We start from the raw sequence: 22,846 nt of genomic DNA, 5'->3' as shown, positions 1-22,846 counted from the left end.
CGAAGTTTGCCGACAGTACGTGGTCGATCGACCGTAAAACCGTCAGGATTGTTCGCGCAGTGCCTTCGAGCCAAGGGTGCCTCGGTCTCCCTACAGACCCGCCGTGCTCATGATGACATAGGCCTCGCCGCCCTTGCGATCGTGGCGGACCACATAGGCCTGGCCCCGCATCGTGATCTGGATCGGGCCTTCGCTCTCCAGGCTGGCGGCCGGCACGCCCGCGGCTGCACCGACCACGCTGCGGAATTGTTCGGCCACGGCCGGGCCGGCACTTTTCTCGGCCGTGACGGCGCATTCCTTCTTGCCGCGCACCTGCAGGGAGTAGCTGCCGTCCGGCGCCATGCCGACCAGACTGGCTCCGAGATCCATCTGCGGCTTGATGCCGTGCTTCTTTGCCGCTGCCATCGCCTTGTCGAAGGCGGGTGCGGTAGCAAGGCAGGCGTCGCGAAACAGCATCACGGCCTTGTCGGTGACGTCGCCGGCCCTGGCCGGCGGCAAGGCGGACGGACCTGCTGTAAAGCCCAGCACCAGGCTTGCTGCGAACATGGCGGCACCGCGCCGCGCGCGAGGCTCGAAACGGGAAGGGGTCATCGGGGGCTCCTTGCCTGGGCCTTGGGCCCGCCGTGTATAGGCGCCAGCGTCTGGTTTGGGAAGCGAGCCGGAACAATCGACGATGGCCTTTGATGCAGAAATGCCACAGAGCGACCGGAAGTGTCGCGCTTTCGACGCCGACTCTTGCGCCGGAAGCATGTCGGGATTAGAGAGCGCGCCCCGCAACCGTTCGACCCGAGGGAGAACAGCCATGAGATCGCAACAGGGAACGTCATGTTTCGTGCCGGCGCCTGCATTGCGTCCGGCTGTCCATAGTTCCATCAGGTTGAACGACCATGGCACGTTCCATGATTCAGCGCCGGCAGGACGCCGAGCGCGAACGTATCGAGGCCTATGAGGCCACGCTGCGCGCCTGCGCGCGGCGGGCGCAGTCTCCTTCTCCCCTGAGTGATGCCATCGCGGCGGTACGGGTCGGCTTGTCCAGCTTCGTGCTGCGTGATCCCGGTGAATGGCGTCCGCAGCTGAAGACGCGCGATCCCGCCCGCCTGAAGGTCGCGGCGGCGCGCTATCTCTTCGCCCGCTATCCGGTGCCCGCTCCGCTCGAGGAGATCTGGTCCGGTCCCGCAGGCCTGGAGGCGTCTGAGGCGAGGGAGCGCAAGCGCTGGTATCTCGTGGCCGCCCAGGGCGGCTCACTCTACAAGGAGTGCGCGAGGGACTTGCTCTCCCGCAAGGAGGTGCATGCCTTTCTCAATCCGCCTGTGGCGCTCTCCTTCGAGGCGGCGCTCTGGCAGGCGATCGCCCGTTCCTACACCGACGATCTCGGTGTGGCGCTGCGCATCGCCCGTTCGAAGATCGCGGCAACCCCGCGCACGCCGAAGGCGCATGCCTTCTGGCGCGAGGCGGCGCGTTTCTTCTGCCTGCATCCGCTGCCGCTGGAGGCGATCGACGATCTCTGCGATTTCCTCTCGGCCCGCTTCCGGGCGGATCGTCGCTACAGCCTGAAGGGGCGCACGCCGGCTTCACTGCAGCGGCAGATGCGGGATTGGCACCGCGAGCTGGCCCAGCTGGACCAGATCCGGCGAATGGCACAGCGCCATGCCGGCGCGCAGGCAAGGCGACCGGCCACCGGTGGCAAGCCCTCGGATGGCGGGCGCTGGCCGGGCGCGGCCCTGGCCGATTGGTCATGGCAGCCTTCGGCCAAGGAGGCGCGGCATCGCCGCGAGGAAATCCTGGTGGTGCAGCTCAAGACCGGTGCCGATCTCATCGCCGAGAGCCGCGCCATGCATCATTGCGTCTCGGGCTATGCCTATAAGTGCCTCACCGGCAAAGCCTCGATCTGGTCGCTGCGCCGCCGGGCAGCCGGAGCGGTGGAGCGCCTGCTGACGATCGAACTCGACCGTCAGCATGTCGCCGTCCAGATCCGAGGCCTTGCCAACCGGCTCGCCAGGCCGGAGGAGGAGGCGATGCTGAAGCGTTGGGCGAAGGCACGCGGAGTGATCCTGCGCTGAACGGCACCACCTGACGGCGAACCGGCAGGTGGTGCCGCCTGCCCATCCGATCATGGCGCGGGTACCAGGCCGGAAGGCGATATCAAATCCCAGCCATCCTGCTCGCGACGCAGCCAGACCTTGATCCGTGTGCCCTCGGCCGGCAGGTCGCGGATGGTGCCGCCCGGGCCGGCCCAGCCCGGTGGGCGCCCATGGGCGCGCCAGCCATGCGTCGCGATGTTCTTGCCGGCAAGCCCGCGCGACCCCTTCTCGACCGTGCCGACCTCGATCGCCAGGGTGAAGACCTCGTCGACGAACGCGCCTCGTTCGAAGAAGGAAATGTCATCGCGCCTCTTCACCCATTCCGGCACCTTCCTGGTGGTCGTGACGGCCACCAGGCGGCCGGTGAGAATGAGATCCGCCTCGGCGGTGAGGGTGGCCGGGGACATGTCGGGGATCGCGGCGAGCGCCGGGAGGTTGACTGCGGCCATCGCTCCCGTCAGCAGCAGGGCCATTGCGGTTCTGCGGGTGGTGATCATGGTCCAAACATTCCGAGGACTGATGTCGTCACGCCATCCTATCGTGCGTGCAGGCAATCCCTATCCCCGTTGTTACAGGGTTTCGTACGGCGTGTCGTTCCGCCAGCATCGCAGCGATGTGTGATCAGCGCACAACCGGGGGCGACAACATCCTCCGCCTGTGCCACTGATTGGGGCAGGCAAGGGGGAGGAATCGCTATGATCGCACGATATGCCGTATTGCTGGCCGCGGCAGCCTGCGCCTTTCCGGCGACGCAGGCGTCGGCTGGATCTGTGCCAGAAGGCTACAAGCTCGAGCAGGTGCTGATGCTCAGCAGGCACAATCTGCGCGCCCCGCTGGCCAATAGCGGCAGTGCGCTCGCCAAGGTCACCGAGAAGAAATGGCCGGAATGGGAGGTGCCGGGCGGCAATCTCACGGTCAAGGGCGGCATTCTCGAAACCTATATGGGCCGCTCGATCGGCGGCTGGCTGGCGGAGAACGGCCTGGTCCCCAAGGATGCCTGCCCGGCATCCGGCAGCGTGCACATCTATGCCAACAGCCTGCAGCGCACGGTGGCGACGGCGCAGTTCTTCGTCGCCGGCGCCTTTGCCGGCTGCGATGTTGCCGTGCACCACCAGGACAAGATGGGCTCGATGGATCCCACCTTTAATCCCGCTATCCGCGACAACCAGGATGGCTTCAGGGATCAGGCAGTCGCGGCGATGGCCGAGAAGGCCAAAGCCACGCCGCTGGCATCGGGCTATCGGCTGCTCGACGGCATTCTCGGTTTCAAGGCCTCGCAAAGCTGCACGCAGGACAAGCTGTGTGATCTGACCAAGGGCGAGGACAGCTTCACCGCCAAGGCTGGCGAGGAGCCGGGCACCAAGGGGCCGCTCAAGCTCGGCAATGCCGTGGTCGACGCCTTCACCCTGCAATATTACGAGGGCTTTCCACCCGGTGACGTCGCCTGGGGCAAGATCCGCAACGAAGGGCAGTGGCGTTCGCTCGCCGCCATCAAGAACGGCTACCAGGAAGCCCTGTTCACCTCGCCCGCCGTGGCCCGTGACGTTGCCGGGCCGATGCTGGCCTATATCGCCGGTGCCCTGGTGAAGCCGGAGGCCGGCAAGGCTGTGCCGGTGACGATGCTGTTCGGCCATGATTCCAATGTCGCTTCCGTCCTCGCTGCGCTCGAGGCCGAGCCCTATGCGCTGTCGGGGCAGGACGAGAAGACGCCTATCGGCGGCGTCATCCAGTTCCAGCGTTGGCGCGACACCAAGGGCAATCGCGACCTGTTCCGGCTCGACTATGTCTATCAGACCAAGGAGCAATTGCGCCAAGGCACCAAGCTCACGCCGAAGAACCCGCCGCGCCGGGTGACGCTGAAGCTCAAGGGCTGTCCCGCCGACAAGGATGGCTTCTGTGCCTGGAGCGATTTCGCCAAGACGATGCCCTAGCTCGGCAATGACAGGCGAGTTGTCCGATCGGCTGCGCGCTATCCTCGAGGCCCTGCCGCTGCGCCCGGGCCTGCGGGTGCTGGAGATCGGGTGTGGCCCGGGCGCGTTGGCGCGGGCGATGGCGGCGCGTATCGGCGGGGGCCATGTCCTGGCAATCGACCGTTCGGCCCGTGCGATCGCCCAGGCGGTCGCGGGCTCCAAGGCCGAGATCGCAGCGGGATGGCTGAGCTTCCGGCAGGCCGCCGCCGAGGCCTTCGTGCTGGAACGGGGCGAGATTCCCTATGACCTGGCCGTGGCCATTCGCGTCGGTGCGCTCGACGGGCGGCATCCGGCGGCCGGCGAGAAGGTGCGGTTGCGCCTCGCGGCTGCACTGACGCCACAGGGCCGGCTTTTTATCGATGGTGGCGATCCGCTGCGGGAAGTTCGGCTCGATTCGGCCTAGATCAGGGCCTGGAGGGAGGCAGCGAGATAGGGGCGCAGCAGGCTGCGGACCTGGCCGAGGCCCCAGGCCAGATGGTCCGGTGTGAGGGCGTCGATACCCTCGTGAAGGTCGAGATAAAGAGCCCAGTACGTCGCCACGATCCATAGATTGGCGAGCAATGGCTGGAACTGCTCGTCGGGCACGATCAGCAGGTCCCGCTCGCGCAAGCGCTGGGCCAGCGCCTCGACCGCCTCGCGCAGATGCGCGCTCAGACCCCGCACGCGCAGACGCAGCTCCGGGGAGAGCGCCAGCAGGCCGATCATGTCGCGCAGCAGGAAGCGATAGTCCCAGATCAGGGCAAACCAGCGCTCCAGCAACCCGAAGGACGCCGCCGGATCGGCCACGTCCGCGGTTCCTTCCGCCAGCAACGCCATGGCATCGGCCTCGAAACGGTCGAGCACGGCCGCGACCAGCGCTTCCTTGGTGCGGAAATGGTAATAGAGATTGCCTTCGTTGATGCCGGCGGCGGCGGCGATCTGCGCCGTGGTGACGCGATCGGGCCCGTTCTCGTTGAACAGGCCGAGCGCGAGCGTGACGATGCGCCCGCGCGTTTCGCCGCCCTTGCTGGTTGCTGCCGTACTTCGCTTCGTCCCGGTCGCCATGCGTCTCCGTCCAGATTTAAGGTGTTCACCTTAATGCTGCCCAACTCTAAGGTCATTACCTTAAGTCGATTGCTGGTGTGGGTACAATCCAAGCGATGGAGGCCGGCGTGAACATTGCAGTCGATCCCGTGATTTCCGAAGCGAGCGAAGGCGTCGCCGTCAGTCGCAGTTCCCTGCTGGCGGTGTTCTCGGCCATGATCACCAATCCGCTCAAGGTCATTCCGCCTGAGGCCTTCAGGGAGCCGCTGGTGGTCACGCGCAGCGGCGGCAAGCTGAGGATCTTCCTCACCGATCCCGTGCTGATCCACGAGGCGCTGACCACCAACAGCGCTGCTCTCGGCAAGGGCGAGGACACAAGGCGCGGTCTTGGCCCGGCGCTCGGGGAGGGGCTGCTCACGGCCGATGGCGAGCACTGGAAATGGCAGCGCCAGTCGGTGGCGCAGGGCTTTCGCCACGAGAAACTGCTCGCCTTCCTGCCCACCATGATCGCTGCCGCAGAGCGCACCTGCGCTCGTTGGCTCGAAACGCCTCCCGGTGCTGAACTCGATATCGGCCACGAGATGATGCACACCACCTTCGACATCATCGTCGAGACCATGATGTCCGGGCAGGGGGCCATCGATGCCGAGGCGGTGGAGCGCAGCGTCACGCGCTACCTTGAAGGGTCGGGCTGGACCTTCGCCATGGGCATGCTCAAGGCGCCGGAATGGCTGCCTTATCCCGGGCGCAGCGGCATCACGCGATCGGCCGGCTATCTGCGCACCACGCTGTCGCGCGTCGTGGCCGACCGCCGCAAGTCGTCCGAGCAACGCCAGGATTTGCTCGGCCTGCTGCTGTCGGCCGTCGACCCTGAAAGCGGGCGCCGCATGAGCGATGAGCAGGTGGTCGACAACCTCCTGACCTTCGTGATGGCGGGCCATGAAACCACGGCGCTCGGCCTCGCCTGGACCTTCCATCTCCTTGCTGCCCATCCCGACGTTGAGGCGCGCGTCCTGGCGGAAATCGAGGCCGTCACCGGGGAGGCCGGCGCTGTCCTGCCGGAACATGTCGCCAGCCTGGCCTATACGCGCCAGGTGTTCCAGGAGGCGATGCGGCTCTACCCGCCGGCGGCGATCATTCCGCGCGTGGCGTTGGTCGACTTCAAGCTCGGCCAGCATGTCATTCCAGCCGGCGCTGCGATCTATGTGCCGATCTATGCCGTGCACCGTCATGCCAGCCTGTGGGAGGAGCCGGAGCGCTTCGATCCCGATCGCTTCGCGCCGGAGCAGGCGAAAGGGCGCCATCGCTATGCCTATATGCCGTTCGGCGCCGGACCGCGCACCTGCATCGGCAGCGCCTTCGCCATGCTGGAGGCGGTAGCCATTCTCGCCGTATTGCTGAAGGGCTTCTCGCTGCGTTCCGTCGATATGTCCGAACCCAAGCCGAAGCTGCGCATCACACTGCGGCCGGATCGCAAATTGCGGATGAAGGGTGTGCAGCGGCGATAACGCGGTAACGAAAGCGTTTCTGAACCGCGCGCGGTGATGATCGCGGCTTGCCGAAGTCATGTCGGTGTAACCAGCGAAACTCGACTGTAATTTCTCAAGAAGAAAGCCGGCTTGATCTGATGACACGCTCGCTGCCCGGCGATAAGACGAGCCTATCGTCAATCCGGATCAAGCGGCCCCATGAGTGTGCTCGACGCATTTCCTACCCGCCCCCTGCGGGCGAACCGTATCGGCATCAGCCGCCTCACGGGGTGTTTCGTCGTCCTGGTCGGCTTCGCCTTCGCCGGCGGCATGGCCTGGTGGCAGGCCGAGGATCTATGGCGCGATTACAAGATCAGCCGCAGTTACGAGATCGCCGACGATGCGCGGATTTCAAATGGCGAGTGCAAGACCCGCAAGCTCGTCTTCACCGATTGCTCGGCCACCATCATCGCCCCCGACGGTGCCAGGAGCAGGGTCGAGATGATGTTCGTGGACATGCATGCCGGAGACTATGAAACCGGGGTCGTGCGTTCGCGCGAGGAGCCCCGGCTGCTGACGCTGGAACTGGGTGTCGAGAAGATCAGCGATCGCATCCTCACCTTTCTTGCCTTTGTCGGCGGGTTTGCCGTCCTTGGCATTGCGGGCCTTGCCATGCTGCTCAAGGCATCGAGGCTCAGGCGGGCGGTGGCCGAACCGGTTGTCATGAGGCCTGTCGTCGCCAAGGTCCTGACGCAGGCCCGGACCTGGCTGAACCAGACGATCAAGTATGAATACTCGCTCGACGGCAAGACCCGCAAGGCGACCAGCATCTTGAAGAAGAACGAGATGCCGTTCTTCCTCGATACCGAGGAGCGCCAGGTGCTCGCGGTCGTGCCCCAGACAACCTCGACGCCGATCCTGCTCGATGCCGGGCTCGAAATGCTCGATCTTACCGACGAGGAACGTGCCGCCGTCCGGGCGGCGGTCTCGCCGGTGCAGGATGACATCCGCGTCGACCGCAGCATGCGCTGGTGAGAGCCGGGGCGAGCGCTTTTTGCTTCAGGCTGCCGTGACGGCCGTCAGGGCGGTGACGAGGCGGTCGAGTTCGGCTTCGGTGGTGTAGACGGCCGGGGAAACGCGGATGCACTGGCCGGCCGCGACGCCGGCGCGGCGCACGGTGAGCACCTTGAACTCGTCCCGCAGCCGGTTGACCGTCGCCGTGTTGTCGTCCTTGCTCACCTTGCCCTTGATCCGGAACGAGGTGATGCCGGCATGCAGGGCCGGATCGTTCGGCGTCAGGATCTCGATGGCATCGATGCCGGCGACGCGCTCCACCCAGTAATTGCGCAGATGGCTGACCCGCGCATGCTTGGCGGTAACGCCGATCGCCTGGTGCAAATCGAGGGCTGCCGGAATGGTGAGTGCGGCGGCAAAATTGAGCGTGCCGGTGTGGATGCGCGAGCGGACGTCGTCGGCCGGCCAGTCCTTGTCGCCCATATGGGTGTCGATGTCGGCGAGGCGGCCCTTGCGGATATAGAGAAAGCCGAGGCCGACAGGCGCGCCGATCCATTTGTGCAGGTTGAAGCCGGCGAAGTCGACGCCGAGATCGGTCATGTCGAGCGGCAACTGGCCCCAGCTATGGGCGGCATCGAGGATGACGTCGACGCCCCTGGCGCGCGCCATCGCCGTGATCTCGCGCACCGGCATCACCAGTCCGGTGCGGTGCGACAAATGGGTGAGCAGCAGCAATTTCGCCCTGGGCGTCTCCGCCAGCACCTTGCGATAGGTTTCCAGCACGGCCTCGCGCGTGGCCGGCTCAGGGATGGCGAAGGTCTTGATCGTGACGCCGCGTCGGCTCTCGAGCATGCCCATGGCATATTGCATGGAATCATAGTCGAGATCGGCATAGAGCACGGTGTCGCCAGGTTGGAGCTTGTTGTAGCCGGCGATCAGCGTCTGCAATGCCTCGGTGGCACCGCGGGTGAGGGCGATCTCCTCGGGCGAGACGCCGAGAGCGCCGGCGACGCGGTCGCGCACGGCGGCGAAATCGGCATCGAAGGATTTGCGGGCATAGACCGTATTTTGCCGATTCACGCGCTGGATGTTCTCGACATAGGTCTCCAGCACGGGCCGGGCCATGATGCCCCAATAGCCGTTTTCGAGATTGGCGGTGGACCGGTCGACGTCATAGAGGTCGCGGACACCGGACCAGAAGCCGGCATCGGTGGCGAGCTTGCTCGGGTCCGGCGCCGGCAGGGCAACGCTTTCGGCCGCCTGGGCCGGCCGCGTCGCCGCCGCCATCACGGTGGTCAGCAGCCCGCTGATCAGGAAATTGCGACGCTGGATCATGGTAGCCCCCGAATGTTGCATGTCGAACTGCCGGCGTGGATAGGGCCGGGGTATGACGGGGGAATGAAGGGCGAGGGCATTGTCGGAGGCCCATTCCGGGATCGCTGCGAGTAAGCTCAGCCCGCTGCAACATGCTGTGCGAAGGACAATTGATAGCCGTTGTCGTCAAGCAGGCCGAACTCACGCACGCCATACTCCATCGTCTCGATCGGATAGGCTATGGGCGCCCGCGTCTTGAGGCTCTCCCATAATTCGTCGACATTATCGACGTCCAGATAGATCGAGCCGGTAAATTTCGGGCCTTGCCACGGCAGATGGGTATTGGGGTGCGCGAGCAGGATGTCTGCCGCACCAAGTCGAACGCGAGCAAAGCTTTCCAATTGCAATGTGCAGGTAAAGCCAAGCTGTTCCACATAAAATTTCACCGATCGTTGAATGTCCTCGGTTGAGAGTGCGATCGATACGGCGCGAATAGCCATGTCTTTAAATTCCCGAACCACTTCCGCATACTCAATATGGACGAAGTCTACACGGGTAGCCATGCTGGCTGGCAACTTCCGTTTCAGGCGTTTTCGACAGGTTCAGGCGAGCCTTGGTCATTCACAGCCCATGGACATTCGCGGCTGATTGTTCCATCGGAGATAGGCGCGCCGTTCTTTGGCGGCCATGGAGTCTCCAGAACGGTCCAATCGCCCGATGAAACGCTGCCTTGCCCTGTTGCTCTTCCTTGCAATTGCCTTCGTGCCGGAGGTCGCCCTTGCCGGCCGGCGCGTGGCGTTGCTGATCGGCAATAGCGACTATGCCAAGGTGCCGCGCCTCGCCAATCCCGGGCGCGACGTCGGGTTGCTGAAGGAGACCCTGCAGAAGGCCGGCTTCGATGCGGTCGACACCGTCGTCGACGCCGACCGGGCCGGCATGATCGCGGCGCTGCGCCGCTTCCAGGCGAGCGCCTCGGGCGCCGACATCGCCGTGATCTATTTTTCGGGGCACGGCATCGAGATCGGCGGCGAAAACTATCTGGTGCCGACCGATGCGCATCTGTCCAGCGATCGTGACGTTCAGGACGAGACCCTGGCTCTGTCGCGCGTGGTCGAGTCGACCGACGGCGCCGGCCAGCTCAAGCTGGTGATCCTCGATGCCTGCCGCAACAATCCCTTCCTCGCCAGGATGGCGCGCACGCGCGGCACGCGCTCCGTCGGCAAGGGCCTGGCACGGGTGGAGCCGGAGGGGGACAATGTGCTCGTCGCCTATGCCGCCCGCGAGGGCAGCGTGGCGCTGGATGGCAACGGCATCAACAGCCCCTATGCACAGGCTCTGGCCCGCTATCTCACCCAGCCCGGCCTCGACATCCGCCTCGCCCTCGGCAAAGTGCGCGACGACGTGCTCAGTGCTACCGATCGTCAGCAGACACCCTTCTTCAACGGATCGCTGGGCGGCGACGTCATTACCCTGGCACCGGCAGGCGGCGGGCAGGTGACCATGGTGCCGCCGGCCGAACCGCCGCCGCCCGTCGAGCCGCCGCCGCGCAAGCAGACCAAGTTCACGCCGCTGGCGGTGCCACCCTCGCTGTTCCAGAATGGCGGGGCCGGCAGTGGTGCGATGTTGCGCATGACCGATCCGCGTGTTTGGCAGGTGGTCAAGGATGTCGACATGCCGGATGTGATCGAGGAATTCCGCGACCGCTATCGCGATTCCCGGGATGCCGGCGCGGCGGAAGAACGGCTCAAGCAACTCCTGGGTGTCAGTGAACTCGATCCGCTGCCGCCGCCGGCCGGCGAGCGCATCCCGGCGCCCGAAACCGAATGCGATCGGATCGGAGCGGCACCGCTCGATCCCGACACCGTGATGCGCCGTACCCGTGCGGCCTCGCCCAAGGAGATCGTTGCGGCCTGCGAGGCGGCGCTCAAGCAATATCCGCGCGAGCGGCGCTTCATGCATCAGCTCGGCGACGCGCTCGCCGATGCGGGCCAGAACGACAAGGCCCTGGGCATGAACCTGCGCGCCGGCATCGCCGGCAGCCAGGGCGGTTGGATCAGCTCCGGCCGCCTGTTCAAGGCGAGAGCCGGAGGAGCCAGCAATCCGGATGGCAACAGCTCCATCTCCCTCACCATGGCCTGGCAGCAGCCGCTCGGCTCCTTCTTCTTCAAGCGCGGCTTCGTCGAGCCCTTCGAGCGCCTGCGCGGCAAGGCCGGCGTCACGCGCGAACTGAGCAAGGCGGCCGCGGCCGGCGACCAGGCGGCCAATGTCTGGATCGGCTACATGTATCTCTTCGGCTTCAACGTGCCGAAGGACTATGCCAAGGGCATGGCGGCGCTCGACAAGGCTCGCCTGCCGCGCCCGGAAGACACCGGCATCCATCTTGCCTTGATGCTGAAGACCGGCTACGGCGTCCGGCAGGACGTCAAGGATGCCTTGGAGGAGTTCGGCAAGGCGCAGAAGGCTGACAACAGCTACGCCACCTATCAGCTCGCCCTGATGTATCTCGACGGTCTCGGCGTGCCGCAGAACTATGCCGCAGCCGCCCGCATGATGGGCGATGCGGCCGTCGGCGGCGATCCGCGCAGCGTCGACGACATCCTGGCCAATTTCGGCAAATGGCCCAGGGAATACCGGGTCGTGCTGCAGCAGGAACTGCTCAAGCGCAATCTCGTGCAGGGCAAGGCCGATGGCGAACTCTCGCCCGGCATGACGGAAGAGCTGCGCAAGCTCGCTCCGATGCCGACGGCACCGGTGGCGGCTACGCCTTAAGCGTATCCCTTTCAAGGTCTTGGCAGGCCATCGAACCGGAATTGCACTCCCTCGTTGTTGAGGTCGCGGAGCCCCTCACCTTACCTCTCCCCGTAAGAACGGGGCGAGGGGACTTTCATGTCGAGTTTTATGTCGAAAACCCTTCATCTCGCCCAACGGTCGGGCGAGATGAAAGTTTCGAGGATCAATCGCAACGTTGCGCCTCCTCGCCCCGTTCTTACGGGGAGAGGTAAGGTGAGGGGCAGCACCACCGCCTACAAATTCATTCACTTTCAAGCACCTTGCGAAGGCTCCGAAAGGGGGGCGCGCTCCAAGTAGCGCATCCCCTTGCAGGTTTTCGGGCAAACGGTTTGACCTCACTCCCAGAAATAATCCGCGTTGTAGCTCGATATGACCCCGGCGCTGATGCGCCATGCAATACATGCAGATCTGCTTTTGGAGTGAGAGTTGATGCCTTTGAAATAGGCATGGAGCTCGCTTTCGTGTCGCTGATGCGCCTATAGCGACATGTTATTGCGCAGTATGACTAGAAATGGACCGCGTACCCAGTTTGTAATTCATATAAATATGAACATGGATGCATATAAATACTGAATGAAGGCAATATCCTATCGCGTGATAGAATATTTCGATTTGATAAAGCTGGCTGTCGTCCATATGTCGCAGGGGCAGTTTTCAGATCGTCGCGAGCCCTCCATGACCGAGACCACGAAGACCGAAGCCAGCAAGACCGGGCTTCGCAAGGCGGCCGCCGGTGGCTGGGGAGCGCTCAAGAGCTGTGGCCGGCATCTGCTGGCGAGCGGTTCGCCTTTGACGGGTGTGCGCACCATGCTGAAGGCGAACCAGCCTGATGGCTTCGACTGCCCGGGCTGCGCCTGGGGCGACCCGGAGCATGGCTCCTCCTTCGAATTCTGCGAGAACGGTGTCAAGGCCGTGGCCTGGGAGGCGACCGACAAGCGCACCACGCCGGTGTTCTTTCGCGAGCACACGCTCGCCAAACTGGGGGGCTGGAGCGACTACGAACTGGAAGCCCAGGGCCGGCTGACACATCCGATGCGCTATGACCGAGCCAGCGACCGCTACGAGGCGATCGGCTGGGACGAGGCCTTCCGCGAGATCGGCGCCCATCTCAACGCGTTGGCCGATCCCAACCAGGCCGAGTTCTATACGTCGGGCCGAGCCAGCAACGAGGCGGCCTTCCTCTACCAGCTCTTCGTGCGGCTCTACGGCACCAACAATTTCCCGGATTGCTCGAACATGTGCCACGAGGCCAGCGGCGTTGCCCTGCGCCAGGCCATCGGCGTCGGCAAGGGTACGGTGCTGCTCGAGGATTTCGAGGAGGCGGACGCCATCTTCGTCGTCGGCCAGAACCCCGGCACCAACCATCCCCGCATGCTCGGCGACCTCAGGCGTGCAGCGATGCGCGGTGCCCGCGTGGTCGTGTTCAACCCGGTGCGCGAGCGCGGTCTCGAACGTTTTGCCGATCCGCAGGACAAGCTCGAAATGCTGCGCGGCGGCTCCAAGCCCGTCGCCAGCGACTATTTTCAGCCACGCCTGGGCGGCGACATGGCTGCCTTCCGCGGCATGGCCAAGACGGTCTTCGCCCGCGACGACGCCGAGCGCGCCGCCGGCCGGCCGACCCTGCTGGACGAAACCTTCCTGGCCGAGCACACCCACGGCCTCGCCGCCTACCGCGCTGCCGTCGAGGCCACGAGCTGGGAGGCGATCGAGGACCAGTCGGGCCTGACACAGGTGGAGATCGAGACGGCCGCCGACATCTATCTGTCGGCCGAGAAGGTGATCTGCACCTGGGCTATGGGCGTGACGCAGCATCTCCATTCGGTGGCCACCATCCGCGAGATCGCCAATCTCCTACTGCTGCGCGGCCATGTCGGTCGTCCCGGCGCCGGGCTGTGCCCGGTGCGCGGGCACTCCAACGTGCAGGGGGACCGCACCGTCGGCATCAACGAAAAGCCGCCGGCGGCCTTTCTCGACGCGCTGGCCCGCGAGTTCGACTTCGAGCCGCCGCGTGCCGACGGCCACAACGTGCTCGCTGCCATCGGCGCCATGCTCGACGGCAGCGCCAAGGCCTTCATCGGGCTCGGCGGCAATTTCGCCCGCGCCACGCCGGACTCACCCCTGGTGGAAAAGGCGCTCCGGGCCTGCGACCTCACCGTCCACATCGCCACCAAGCTCAACCATTCGCATCTGATGCCCGGGCGTGCTGCCTATCTGCTGCCTTGCCTCGGCCGTACCGAGGTTGACCGCAACAGCGCCGGCAAGATCCAGATCGTCACGGTCGAGGATTCGATGAGCATGGTGCATGGCTCGGGCGGCATCAATCCGCCGGCTTCCAAGGAGCTGCGCTCGGAAGTCGCGATCATTGCCGGCATCGCCGCCGCGACCGTCGGCTCGGACAAGGTCGACTGGGCGGCGCTTGCCGACAATCACGATTTGATCCGCGACAGCATCGCCCGCACCATTCCAGGCTTCGAGGACTATAATGTGCGGGTGCGCAAGCCGCGCGGCTTCCATCTGCGTAACGCCGCTGCTGAGCGCGAATGGAACACGCCGACCGGCCGTGCCAATTTCGCGGCCGTGCCGCTGCCGGAGGCGACCGCCTTCCAGCAGGCCCGCGGACGCAAGGACGTCTTCGTGCTGCAGACTTTCCGCTCGCACGACCAGTACAACACCACGATCTACGGCCATGACGACCGCTATCGCGGTATCAAGGGTGAGCGCCGGGTGATCTTCATCCATTCCGACGACATCGCCGCCATCGGCGCCATGCCCGGCGAGCATATCGATCTCGTCGGCGAGCATGACGACGGCATCACCCGCATCGCCGAGAATTTCCGGCTGGTTTCCTACGACATCCCGCGCGGCTGCATTGCGGGCTATTACCCCGAGGCGAATGTGCTGGTGCCGTTGTCGAGCGCCGGCGAGGAAAGCGACACGCCGACCTCCAAATCGGTGCTGGTTTCTCTCCGGCGCCGGGTGGCGGTGGCCGCATGAGCGAGGAAGAAGAAGATCTGCTGGCGACGATCGAGGCGATCCGGCGGCTCGACCCGCGCCTTTCGCCGCTCGACGGCGTCATCCTCGCCGCCGTGACCCTGGATATCGCCGATGATACCCGCAGCTTCGCCAGGCTGTTCGAGGTGGAGCATGCCCTGGTGATCCGCGCTGCCCATGAGCTCACCGAGGAGGGGCGCTGGCTCGACGTGGTCGAACGCCAGGCGCGCACGCAGCGCACCAAGGTGGCGATCAGCGAGGCAGGCAGGACACGGCTGGCCGGCCTGTAGGGACACCGGCGAATCGCGGCCAAACCCTATCGGCACCCCCTGGAATCATCCTATGAAAGCGCCTCATAGGAATCCCATCATGACCGATACGACAAGCCACTCGCCCGTGGTGGGCAAGCTCGGGCGCACGGAATTCATCGTGCTGGTGGCCAGCCTCGTTGCCGTCAATGCCTTCGCGATCGACATCATGCTGCCGGGCCTGCAGCAGATCGGCGCCAGTCTCGGCGAGCCCGATCCCAACCGGCGGCAATTGGTGATCCCGGCCTATCTGCTCGGTTTCGGCCTGCTGCAGTTGGTGTTCGGGCCGCTGTCCGATCGCTTCGGCCGGCGCGGACCGCTGCTGGTCGGGCTCGGCATCTATTGCCTGGCGGCCTTGTGCGCCTTCTTTACCACGGACTTCAATGCCCTGGTGGCCCTGCGTCTGGTCCAGGGCGGTGGCGCAGCCGCTTCCGCCGTGATCGCCACTGCCCTGGTGCGCGATGTCTTCGCCGGCAACCAGATGGCCAGGATCATGTCGCTGGTGTTCACCGTGCTGATGCTCTCGCCCATCCTTGCGCCCTCGCTCGGCCAGGGCCTGATGACGGTGATGGACTGGCGCGGCCTGTTCGGCTTCATGGCGGGCTGGGGGGCGATCGTGATCGGCTGGGTCTGGTGGCGCCTGCCCGAGACGCTGCAGCCCGAGCACAAGCGTCCTCTCAGCCTCAAGGCCGTGATCGAGGGCTTCGGCATCGTCTTCGCCAACCGGGTCTCGCTCGCCTATATCATCGGCATGGCGGCGCTGTTCGGGGCGCTGATGGGCTTCCTCAATTCCTCCCAGCAGATCTATCGCGACGTCTTCGGCGTCGAGACGATGTTTCCGCTGTTCTTCGCCGGCGGCGCCGCCTGCTCGGCGCTGGGTGGCATGGTCAATGCGCAGCTGGTCAACCGCTATGGCATGCGGCTCCTGTCCTGGCTGGCGCTCGGTGTGTTCGGCGCGGCAGCCTTGGCCATCCTGGTCGCTGCCTTGCTGCAGGCGCTGCCGCTCTGGCTGTTTTTCGGGCTCAGCGCGGCGCAGTTCCTGGTGTTCAGCATGATCCTGTCGAATTACGGCGCCCTGGCTATGGAGCCTCTCGGCGAGGTGGCCGGCACTGCGGCCTCGACCCAGGGTTTCCTGCAGATGGTGCCGGGCGCGGCCATCGGCATCCTGATCGGCCAGGTGTTCAACGGTACCGTGATCCCGCTCGCCATCGGCTATGTCGCCATGGTCGCCCTGACGGCAGTCTGCGTAACGCTGATGGCGGGGAGGGGACGCGTCACGGGCTGACCTGGTGACGTCGGCCGCGTCAACGCTGCCGCCGAAAGCAAGGCGAGGCTCTTCGCAGGTTGAGGAAAGGTCAGTGTTGCCGGTTACTATTGCCGTATTCTTCCTGGCAGGAACCAGCCACTTTTTGCGCGATGCTCTGCGATAACGCTACGGCAATAAAAAAGGGAGGTCCGAAAACCTCCCTCAGATTTCAGTTTTATCCGGTCATCAAGGTCGAAAGTCGCGCTGGTCTCTGCCTGGGGCGGCAATGACGCTGACGATTGACATCCCCAACTTCCATTCTTCCCTGTAATAGGGCTGTTGGTGGGGAAGATTATACCCACTTTTTGCAATGTCAACTGGGTCAAGGGAGTACATCCAAGTAGTATTGCAGGAAATAACATTTCATAAGGACGTCTCAATAATGTTTGTTCGTATGCTAACGTTTGCTCGGGAGCATTTTTTGGCTGGAGGCAGGATCAGTCCTGGCCTATTCGTCGCCAGAGCTTCGAGCTCACTTTGAAGCAGGATGGTCTCGCGGATAGGCAAGGCTTTTCGCCGCGATTGCCGTAGAGAATCCCGAGATAATGCAAGGCTTTGGCTAGGTCGAAACGCGGCTCGCGGCGCTTGCCCGCCCATGAACCGGGGGAAGGGGTTTGCTTCGGAGCGGTAGGATTCAACCCTGTAATTGCGTGCGAGGCATCAGCGGTCATGCTATTTTAGGTTGCAGATATGGTCCATCACAAGCCACCCGGGAGAGGTGCCATGGACGACAAGACTCGCGCGGCCTCAGCCCAGCCCATGCCTTCGGCAATCCAGGAACCTCCCCCGCATGTCAAGCTGATCCAGATCGCAACCGGCAGCTGGGTCGCGCGCATGGTCTGGGCGGCGGCCAAGCTGGGCCTGGCTGATCAGCTCACCGCCGGTCCGCGCGGCGCCGAGGAACTGGCCGGCCCGCTCGGCCTGCATGCGCCCTCGCTGCACCGTTTCATGCGCTGCCTGGCGAGCCTGGGTATCCTCGGCGAGCGCCCCGGCCGACGCTTCGCCCTGACGGAGATGGGCGAGGCGCTCAGGACCGGCGCGCCGGGCGCGGCGCGGGCCACAGTGCTGACCTTCGGCAGTTCCTGGTTCTGCGGCCCCCTCGACGAGATCATTTATTCGCTGCAGACCGGCAAGACCGCCTTCGAGAAGGTGCACGGCATGCCGGTCTTCGACTATCTCGGCCAGCACCCCGAGGAAGCTTCCCTGTTCAGCGAGACCATGGTCGGCGTGCATGGCCAGGAGCCGGAGGCCGTCGCTGCGGCCTATGACTTCTCGCCTTTCCGCAGCATTGTTGATGTAGGCGGAGCCACCGGCAATCTGCTCGCCGCGATCCTGGCCCGGCATCCGGAACCACGCGGTGTCCTGTTCGACCGGCCCTATGTGGTGGCCGAGGCGCCGGACCTGCTCGAGGCGCGCGGCGTGCGGGAGCGGGTGACGATCGAGCCCGGCGATTTCTTCCAGACGGTTCCGGCCGGGGGCGATGCCTATGTGCTGTCCCATGTCATCCATGACTGGAGCGAGGCGCAGTGCCTGGCCATCCTCGCCCATGTCCGCAAGGCGATGCAGCCCGATGGGCGGCTCCTGCTGGTCGAGATGGTGCTGCCGGCCGGCGATGCGCCCCATCCCGGCAAGCTGCTCGACATGGTGATGCTGACGCTGCCCGGCGGCCAGGAGCGCACGGAAGAGGAATACCGCCAGCTTCTCGCCAAGGCCGGTTTCCGCCTGACGCAGGTGGTGCCGACCGAGTCCGCCGTCAGCGTGGTGGAGGCGGTGCGGGAATAGGGGCTGGCGGGCTCTCGCCGGAACCGAAAATCGGGCGGCGGACCGGCACGCCCAGAACGCGCTCCTGCGCGCCAAATCAGCCATTTGGAGCGGGGGTTCAGGCTGTTCGCCCGGTCTTTTCTGGCATCGATTTGCGTTTTCGATGGAACGCAGAGGCCGTTCGGGGATTGTCATGGTGGAATGTCCTCTCACCCAAGACCCGTGGCCTCCACGGTCGGATGCAAAGGAAGACTGCCATGACCGAGATCATCACCGGCTTCTACGACAATCGATCCGATGCCCAAGCCGCCCTCGAGCAATTGCTGTCAGCCGGGTTTGCCCGCGACCAGATCACGCTCAATGCGAAGGACGAGAATTCCGACTATGTGCGCGGCGAAGACACCGCCTCCTATGATCACCAGCGCGACGAGGGCGGCTTCTGGGCGATGCTCAAGCACTTCTTCTTTCCCGATGAGCGGCGTTACCTCTACAGCGAGGGCCTGAGCCGCGGCGGCACGCTGCTCACCGTCGAGGCCGAAAGCCACCAGATCGAAACCGCCCGGATGATCATGGAGGAATATGGCTCGATCGACCTGCCGGCGCGGGCCGAGAGCTGGCGCAAGAGCGGCTGGCCGGGCTACGCCGCCGTGGCCCCGGACGGCGCGCTGCTTGCTCCCGAACATGCCGCCGGGGGCGACATCCGCGAGAACATGGAGGTCATCACCTCCGATGGCGTCAATATCGGCACGGTCGACGATCTCGGCGACGACCAGATCCGGCTCGCCAAGAATACCTCGCCCGATGGCGTGCATCATTTCGTGCCGCTGGACTGGGTCGACCATGTCGACGAACAGGTGCATCTCAAGCGCAAGGCGCCGGAGGTGCAGGCCGTCTGGTAGGATCGTTCGGCACCGGCTGCGTGACGACGGGCGCCCGAGAGGGTGCCTGTTGTTTGTGAACGGTGCCAGCTATGGAAAACGCTTTGGAGCAAAGCGCGTCCAGGCGCGAGCGCGCTTTGCTCTAACTCTTTGGTTCGACGCGTCTTTGCGATTTGAAGTGATTCATTCAAATCGCAAAACGCTTTAGCGCGCGAACACGCCGTCGAAATCCTTGAAGCCCTTGATTTCGATCGGATTGCCGCTCGGGTCGCGGAAGAACATGGTGCGTTGCTCGCCGGGCTCGCCCTCGAAGCGGATCACCGGCGGGATCTCGAAGGCGATGCCGGCCTTTTCCAGCCGGGCAGCCAGCGCCAGCCAGGCGTCGAGCGGCAGGATCACGCCGAGATGCGGCATCGGCACCATGTGATCGCCGACCTTGCCGGTGCGGCTGGTGGCGAAGGGCGTGCCCAGATGCAGCGAGATCTGGTGGCCGAAGAAGTCGAAATCGACCCAGCTCTGCGTGCTGCGCCCCTCCTCGCACCCCAGCACCTCGCCATAGAAGCGGCGGGCCTGGTCGAGATTGGTGACGTGATAGGCAAGGTGGAACAGCGAGCGCATGGCAGTCTCCGCATTGACCGGGCCACGGTAGCTGAAAAGCGGGCGGCGATTCAACGCCGGCGGCCCGATGCAGCGAATGTCAGACGCGCGCTGATGGGCGCCAAGTTCCCTTGGCCCAAGTTCCCTTGGCCCAAGTTCCCTTGGCCCAAGTTCCCTTGGACATTGTGCCGTCGTGTCCCGGGTGCACAAATGCGGCGGCGCGATCATGCCGCTCGGCCGTCGGGCATCCACGCAGCAATCGGGGAAGGCAGCCATGGCCCCCAGCTTGAACGACCTGTTCTTCGCGGAGGCCGGCTCGGCCTTCGCCCGGCAATTGGCGCTCGGCGATCTGATCGGCGACCGCCCCTGGAACGTCGACATCGGGCGCGGCGAGATCACCTTCGGCAGCGATCTTGCCTTCCCGATCCAGGTCCTCGGCACCTGCTCGGAACAGGAAAGCAGCTGGCTGTGGGCTTGGGCCAACCATCAGAGCGGCCTGCCGGCCGCCGTCCTCGCGGCGAGCTTGCGCATCAAGGACATCGGCAGCCAGCGCGGCATCGGGGAATTCGTCGAGCCGAAATTCACGCTCGACCGCATCACCGACCACATGCTCGCCATGCTCTGCGGCGCTCTTCTGGACAGGGGCTGCTACTACCGCGCACCCTATCAGGGCGGCGCCGTCTTCCTCCTGCTCGACAAGCTTCCCGCCGCGATCCGAGCGCCGGTGGCGCCCGAGCGGGTGAACACGGTGCTGATGCAGGTGGTCAGCAATTTCGAGGTCGATCACCGCAGCATGGCCGAGAGTTTCCTGCACCAGCAGGGCTTCGTGGTGAAGGCGGAGCCCGCGCTGCTCTCGGCGAACCGGGACACGGATGGCGCGGAGATCAGGCTTGCCTTCGATACGCAGCGACGCATCGCCAAGGTCGAGGGCATCATCAAGCCTCGCACAGCGAAGAAGTCCTGGTGGAAGCCGTGGTGAGGGGCGGCGCTTGCAAGAACGCATGAGCCGAACCTCGCCGGCGCTCCGCCCCTTCAGCCCAGCACCTTGTCGCCCGGCATGATGGCGGACAGGAATTTGTAGCCGCGGTTCACGCCATAGCGCGGATCGGCCTTGATCAGCGTCATGAACTGGCGGTGGCCGTTCTTGGTGCGGCCGACGAGGCAGCCGGCGCTGGTGCGGCCGAGATCGTCCTGCGGCGCGTCATAGCCCCAATGCTGGTTGATGGCGAACAGGCCGGTATCGAGCCGGTCGCCGGTGCGCTGGAAGTCCTTGTTGAGGTCCCGGAAGACGCTGAGGGGCTCGGCCTGGACGAGGGCCTCATGGGCCGACGGCGAGCCGGCATGGTGGGTACCGACCACCCAGGCCTTGTACTGGTTGAAGGCGATCCTGGCCGCCCCCTTGGGGTTCATCGGATGGATGGTCCAGAAATCGCCCGGCTCGGTGGTGCCTTCCCAGAGCGAGTCCCCGAAATTCGGGCGGCCGCTCCGGTCGATGGCGAAGACGATCCTCAGGTCGTTGAAGACATTGTGCCTGTCGTCGTTGAGCGTGCCGTCCGGGTTCACCCCTTCGAGATAGGCGATGTTCTTGCAGTCGGGATGGCGGCAGATGAAGTATTTCTGCGCCTTCATATAGGCGATGACCTTGTCGAACCAGGTTCCGGTCGCGGTGATCTCGGGCAGGAGCGCCGTCGGTTCGAGCAGCCGCCGGGCGATGGCGCCGGTGAAGCCGCCGCCGAGCGAGATGCCGTTGAGGTCGCAGAATTCGCTGAGCGCCCAGAGCGAGACCGGGCCGAACTTGCCGTCGGCGGGCGGATCGAGGAAGCCCAGCTCCGACAGCCGCCACTGGATCGCCTTGACCAGGCCGGTCTTGCCGCCGAGCTCGGCCACCGGGATGGCGGCGCCGTCGAATTGCGACAGGGCGGTCGTGCCGCCGCCCGCCGCTGCGGCGGCGCTGCCGTTCCTGCGGAACTTGGCGGGCACGATATGGCTGTCGACATAGTCGTTCAGCCAGGCCCGATAGGCCCGCGTGGTGTCGCCGCCGGCGGCGTCGACATAGGTCTGCGCCTTGCTGCGCCCGATCTGGGTCACCAGGTCGCTGAAGGTGTAGGACCGCGTCTGCTTCAGGAAGGCCTGCGCGCCGCCGAGCCCTTCATGGTGGGCGATATAAATGAAGCGGGCCTTCTCGTCGTCGCCGATCTGGTCGTCGACCAGCCCCTCGGCGATCAGGGCGCTCAGGTTGAACAGGCCGTATTCGGCCGCCGAGACGATCGCGAGCTCGGGATCGAAACGCAGGTCGAGCACGGCCTGCCTGCGCGCGGCCATGATGTCGTTGCCGGCGTCGATGAATCCCTTGGCCTTGCAGACCTGGTTCAGCAGCGTCTTCTTGTTGGTGGCGTGCGAGGTCCAGGTGCTGTCGAGGAACTGCGTGAGCCCGGCTGCGCTGCTGGTGCCGGCCTTGGAGTTGGCGTTCCACTGGCCGCTCGGCAATTTGGCCGCCTCGGCATCGATGAGGGCGGCGATGGCGGCGGCATCGATGTCGGTGATGCCGTGGGCCTTCAGGAGGGGCGCGCGATAGACCTCGTTCGGCCCCAGGCTGAGCTCGTCGCCGCTATCGGAACCCGGCCCCTCGACTTCCTGTTCGTCGGAGTCGCCGCCGCCGGCCGGCAGGTCGCCGGTGTCGATCCAGCCTTCGGCGGCGCTGCCATCCTCCAGCCGGATCCGCACCTTCTTCCAGGGCGGCAGCTGGGCGCGTTCCTCGATGATACTGCCGGTTACGGGCCGCGGCGTACCCAGCGGCTCGTCATAGAGCTTGAAAGCGGTCGCCTGCGCGATCTTCAGCATGTCGGCGTGGAGCCAGCCGAGATAGGTCTGGATGGCCTTGTCGGTGAACGAGACCTTGGCCCAGTTCGACAGCGCCCGCAGCTGCGAAACCCGGTCGCCCGCCGCCAGGCTGACGAGTGCCGCGGACGTATCGTCGGGATCCGGAAAAAGCGATGCCTGCGAAATCACGATGCAATCAGCCATGGCAGCCCCTCCATTTGGACAGCAGATCTCAGGCGGATAGGTATGGTCGCGCGGTTTTTACTTCCGTGACCTCGCACGGCGTCGCGGCGTGAAAAGGATTCAGGAATGCACGACGGGAAAAGGGCTGCTGGCCGAAATCGATAGTCACAATAGAAGCGCGGGGATGCGGTGCAGAGCGAGGCTTTCTGCTACGAAGTCGGGTATTTCAGGCATGGATAGTTCGCCGATAAGTAACGCACCGCCGGGCGATGTTTTCAACGACTGTTTTGGTGCTCCCGAGCCGGGTTTCACGGGGCTGTCACGGTTGCGGCCTTCATGGT

At 65.0% G+C, this 22,846-nt stretch carries 19 protein-coding genes and 1 pseudogene; 13 read left to right on the top strand and 7 right to left on the bottom strand.

Annotation, left to right across the window (positions count from 1 at the left end; translation table 11 throughout):
* Window positions 1-90: 90 nt before the first annotated feature.
* Window positions 91-591 carry a hypothetical protein gene (locus tag ABXS05_RS06925; RefSeq protein ID WP_311941498.1) on the bottom strand — a complete coding sequence of 167 codons (501 nt, stop codon included), beginning with the start codon at window positions 589-591 and terminating at the stop codon, window positions 91-93.
* A gap of 296 nt (window positions 592-887) precedes the next feature.
* Here ABXS05_RS06925 and ABXS05_RS06920 point away from each other — a divergent pair, with 296 nt between their 5' ends.
* Window positions 888-2,060, top strand: a complete 1,173-nt coding sequence (locus ABXS05_RS06920; RefSeq protein ID WP_367623364.1) for a PcfJ domain-containing protein — start codon at window positions 888-890, stop codon at window positions 2,058-2,060.
* A 50-nt stretch (window positions 2,061-2,110) separates the two neighbouring features.
* On the opposite strand, the gene ABXS05_RS06915 is transcribed toward ABXS05_RS06920, so the two are convergent.
* A complete protein-coding gene (locus tag ABXS05_RS06915; protein ID WP_367623363.1) occupies window positions 2,111-2,578 on the bottom strand; it encodes a hypothetical protein in 468 nt (155 codons plus the stop codon).
* Window positions 2,579-2,776: 198 nt separating this feature from the next.
* Here ABXS05_RS06915 and agp point away from each other — a divergent pair, with 198 nt between their 5' ends.
* Complete coding sequence (agp, locus tag ABXS05_RS06910; RefSeq protein WP_311941507.1) at window positions 2,777-4,012, top strand: bifunctional glucose-1-phosphatase/inositol phosphatase; 1,236 nt, start codon at window positions 2,777-2,779, stop codon at window positions 4,010-4,012.
* 7 nt (window positions 4,013-4,019) lie between these two features.
* Window positions 4,020-4,454, top strand: a complete 435-nt coding sequence (locus tag ABXS05_RS06905) for an SAM-dependent methyltransferase (RefSeq protein ID WP_311941510.1) — start codon at window positions 4,020-4,022, stop codon at window positions 4,452-4,454.
* Here ABXS05_RS06905 and ABXS05_RS06900 read toward each other — a convergent pair.
* Window positions 4,451-5,095 carry a TetR/AcrR family transcriptional regulator gene (locus ABXS05_RS06900; RefSeq protein ID WP_311941513.1) on the bottom strand — a complete coding sequence of 215 codons (645 nt, stop codon included), beginning with the start codon at window positions 5,093-5,095 and terminating at the stop codon, window positions 4,451-4,453. The two genes, ABXS05_RS06905 and ABXS05_RS06900, sit on opposite strands and share 4 nt — an antisense overlap.
* 95 nt (window positions 5,096-5,190) lie before the next feature.
* Between ABXS05_RS06900 and ABXS05_RS06895 the strand changes: the two genes are divergently transcribed.
* Window positions 5,191-6,582, top strand: a complete 1,392-nt coding sequence (locus tag ABXS05_RS06895) for a cytochrome P450 (RefSeq protein WP_376717744.1) — start codon at window positions 5,191-5,193, stop codon at window positions 6,580-6,582.
* A 180-nt stretch (window positions 6,583-6,762) separates the two neighbouring features.
* A complete protein-coding gene (locus ABXS05_RS06890) occupies window positions 6,763-7,578 on the top strand; it encodes a hypothetical protein (RefSeq protein ID WP_068291351.1) in 816 nt (271 codons plus the stop codon).
* 24 nt (window positions 7,579-7,602) lie between these two features.
* Here ABXS05_RS06890 and ABXS05_RS06885 read toward each other — a convergent pair whose 3' ends face one another.
* A complete protein-coding gene (locus ABXS05_RS06885) occupies window positions 7,603-8,892 on the bottom strand; it encodes an aminotransferase class V-fold PLP-dependent enzyme (RefSeq protein ID WP_311941519.1) in 1,290 nt (429 codons plus the stop codon).
* 116 nt (window positions 8,893-9,008) lie between these two features.
* On the bottom strand, window positions 9,009-9,434 hold the full coding sequence (locus tag ABXS05_RS06880; RefSeq protein WP_311941523.1) for a VOC family protein: 426 nt from the start codon (window positions 9,432-9,434) through the stop codon (window positions 9,009-9,011).
* A 154-nt stretch (window positions 9,435-9,588) separates the two neighbouring features.
* On the opposite strand from ABXS05_RS06880, the gene ABXS05_RS06875 reads away from it, so the two are divergent.
* From ABXS05_RS06875 to ABXS05_RS06845, 7 genes and pseudogenes are all read left to right on the top strand, one after another.
* On the top strand, window positions 9,589-11,640 hold the full coding sequence (locus ABXS05_RS06875) for a caspase family protein (protein ID WP_367623362.1): 2,052 nt from the start codon (window positions 9,589-9,591) through the stop codon (window positions 11,638-11,640).
* Between the two features lie 696 nt (window positions 11,641-12,336).
* Entirely contained in the window at window positions 12,337-14,655 is a 2,319-nt protein-coding gene (locus ABXS05_RS06870) for an FdhF/YdeP family oxidoreductase (protein WP_367623361.1), read from the top strand.
* Window positions 14,652-14,942, top strand: a complete 291-nt coding sequence (locus ABXS05_RS06865) for a hypothetical protein (protein WP_311945245.1) — start codon at window positions 14,652-14,654, stop codon at window positions 14,940-14,942. The genes ABXS05_RS06870 and ABXS05_RS06865 overlap by 4 nt, the downstream gene beginning before the upstream one ends.
* Window positions 14,943-15,021: 79 nt before the next feature.
* Complete coding sequence (locus ABXS05_RS06860; protein ID WP_311945244.1) at window positions 15,022-16,245, top strand: multidrug effflux MFS transporter; 1,224 nt, start codon at window positions 15,022-15,024, stop codon at window positions 16,243-16,245.
* A gap of 744 nt (window positions 16,246-16,989) precedes the next feature.
* A complete protein-coding gene (locus ABXS05_RS06855) occupies window positions 16,990-18,048 on the top strand; it encodes a methyltransferase (RefSeq protein WP_311945243.1) in 1,059 nt (352 codons plus the stop codon).
* Between the two features lie 218 nt (window positions 18,049-18,266).
* Window positions 18,267-18,530, top strand: a pseudogene (locus ABXS05_RS06850) (general stress protein); the annotation flags it as partial.
* Window positions 18,531-18,737: 207 nt separating this feature from the next.
* Entirely contained in the window at window positions 18,738-18,926 is a 189-nt protein-coding gene (locus tag ABXS05_RS06845) for a DUF2171 domain-containing protein (RefSeq protein WP_068291536.1), read from the top strand.
* Between the two features lie 183 nt (window positions 18,927-19,109).
* Here ABXS05_RS06845 and ABXS05_RS06840 read toward each other — a convergent pair whose 3' ends face one another.
* Window positions 19,110-19,523 carry a VOC family protein gene (locus ABXS05_RS06840; protein WP_367623360.1) on the bottom strand — a complete coding sequence of 138 codons (414 nt, stop codon included), beginning with the start codon at window positions 19,521-19,523 and terminating at the stop codon, window positions 19,110-19,112.
* A 253-nt stretch (window positions 19,524-19,776) separates the two neighbouring features.
* Between ABXS05_RS06840 and ABXS05_RS06835 the strand changes: the two genes are divergently transcribed.
* Window positions 19,777-20,481, top strand: a complete 705-nt coding sequence (locus ABXS05_RS06835; RefSeq protein WP_367623359.1) for a DUF6882 domain-containing protein — start codon at window positions 19,777-19,779, stop codon at window positions 20,479-20,481.
* A gap of 53 nt (window positions 20,482-20,534) precedes the next feature.
* On the opposite strand, the gene ABXS05_RS06830 is transcribed toward ABXS05_RS06835, so the two are convergent.
* The gene (locus ABXS05_RS06830; RefSeq protein WP_367623358.1) at window positions 20,535-22,526 is read right to left on the bottom strand and encodes a peptidoglycan-binding domain-containing protein; all 1,992 of its coding nucleotides are present in this window, start codon (window positions 22,524-22,526) and stop codon (window positions 20,535-20,537) included.
* Window positions 22,527-22,846 lie beyond the last annotated feature (320 nt).

The organism is Labrys neptuniae (assembly GCF_040797145.1).
Lineage (GTDB): Bacteria > Pseudomonadota > Alphaproteobacteria > Rhizobiales > Labraceae > Labrys > Labrys neptuniae.
Note: the sequence above shows the minus strand (reverse complement) of the source record. Positions and strands in the feature narration are given on the sequence as shown.

What these genes read in the sequence shown, in the direction of transcription:
- ABXS05_RS06885 (WP_311941519.1), bottom strand. Translation starts at nt 8,892, where the DNA reads ATGATCCAGCGTCGCAATTTCCTGATCAGCGGGCTGCTGACCACCGTG.
- ABXS05_RS06895 (WP_376717744.1), top strand. Translation starts at nt 5,191, where the DNA reads ATGGAGGCCGGCGTGAACATTGCAGTCGATCCCGTGATTTCCGAAGCG.
- agp (WP_311941507.1), top strand. Translation starts at nt 2,777, where the DNA reads ATGATCGCACGATATGCCGTATTGCTGGCCGCGGCAGCCTGCGCCTTT.
- ABXS05_RS06900 (WP_311941513.1), bottom strand. Translation starts at nt 5,095, where the DNA reads ATGGCGACCGGGACGAAGCGAAGTACGGCAGCAACCAGCAAGGGCGGC.
- ABXS05_RS06925 (WP_311941498.1), bottom strand. Translation starts at nt 591, where the DNA reads ATGACCCCTTCCCGTTTCGAGCCTCGCGCGCGGCGCGGTGCCGCCATG.
- ABXS05_RS06835 (WP_367623359.1), top strand. Translation starts at nt 19,777, where the DNA reads ATGGCCCCCAGCTTGAACGACCTGTTCTTCGCGGAGGCCGGCTCGGCC.
- ABXS05_RS06830 (WP_367623358.1), bottom strand. Translation starts at nt 22,526, where the DNA reads ATGGCTGATTGCATCGTGATTTCGCAGGCATCGCTTTTTCCGGATCCC.
- ABXS05_RS06920 (WP_367623364.1), top strand. Translation starts at nt 888, where the DNA reads ATGGCACGTTCCATGATTCAGCGCCGGCAGGACGCCGAGCGCGAACGT.
- ABXS05_RS06865 (WP_311945245.1), top strand. Translation starts at nt 14,652, where the DNA reads ATGAGCGAGGAAGAAGAAGATCTGCTGGCGACGATCGAGGCGATCCGG.
- ABXS05_RS06860 (WP_311945244.1), top strand. Translation starts at nt 15,022, where the DNA reads ATGACCGATACGACAAGCCACTCGCCCGTGGTGGGCAAGCTCGGGCGC.
- ABXS05_RS06890 (WP_068291351.1), top strand. Translation starts at nt 6,763, where the DNA reads ATGAGTGTGCTCGACGCATTTCCTACCCGCCCCCTGCGGGCGAACCGT.
- ABXS05_RS06840 (WP_367623360.1), bottom strand. Translation starts at nt 19,523, where the DNA reads ATGCGCTCGCTGTTCCACCTTGCCTATCACGTCACCAATCTCGACCAG.
- ABXS05_RS06845 (WP_068291536.1), top strand. Translation starts at nt 18,738, where the DNA reads ATGGAGGTCATCACCTCCGATGGCGTCAATATCGGCACGGTCGACGAT.
- ABXS05_RS06915 (WP_367623363.1), bottom strand. Translation starts at nt 2,578, where the DNA reads ATGATCACCACCCGCAGAACCGCAATGGCCCTGCTGCTGACGGGAGCG.
- ABXS05_RS06880 (WP_311941523.1), bottom strand. Translation starts at nt 9,434, where the DNA reads ATGGCTACCCGTGTAGACTTCGTCCATATTGAGTATGCGGAAGTGGTT.
- ABXS05_RS06875 (WP_367623362.1), top strand. Translation starts at nt 9,589, where the DNA reads ATGAAACGCTGCCTTGCCCTGTTGCTCTTCCTTGCAATTGCCTTCGTG.
- ABXS05_RS06905 (WP_311941510.1), top strand. Translation starts at nt 4,020, where the DNA reads ATGACAGGCGAGTTGTCCGATCGGCTGCGCGCTATCCTCGAGGCCCTG.
- ABXS05_RS06870 (WP_367623361.1), top strand. Translation starts at nt 12,337, where the DNA reads ATGACCGAGACCACGAAGACCGAAGCCAGCAAGACCGGGCTTCGCAAG.
- ABXS05_RS06855 (WP_311945243.1), top strand. Translation starts at nt 16,990, where the DNA reads ATGGACGACAAGACTCGCGCGGCCTCAGCCCAGCCCATGCCTTCGGCA.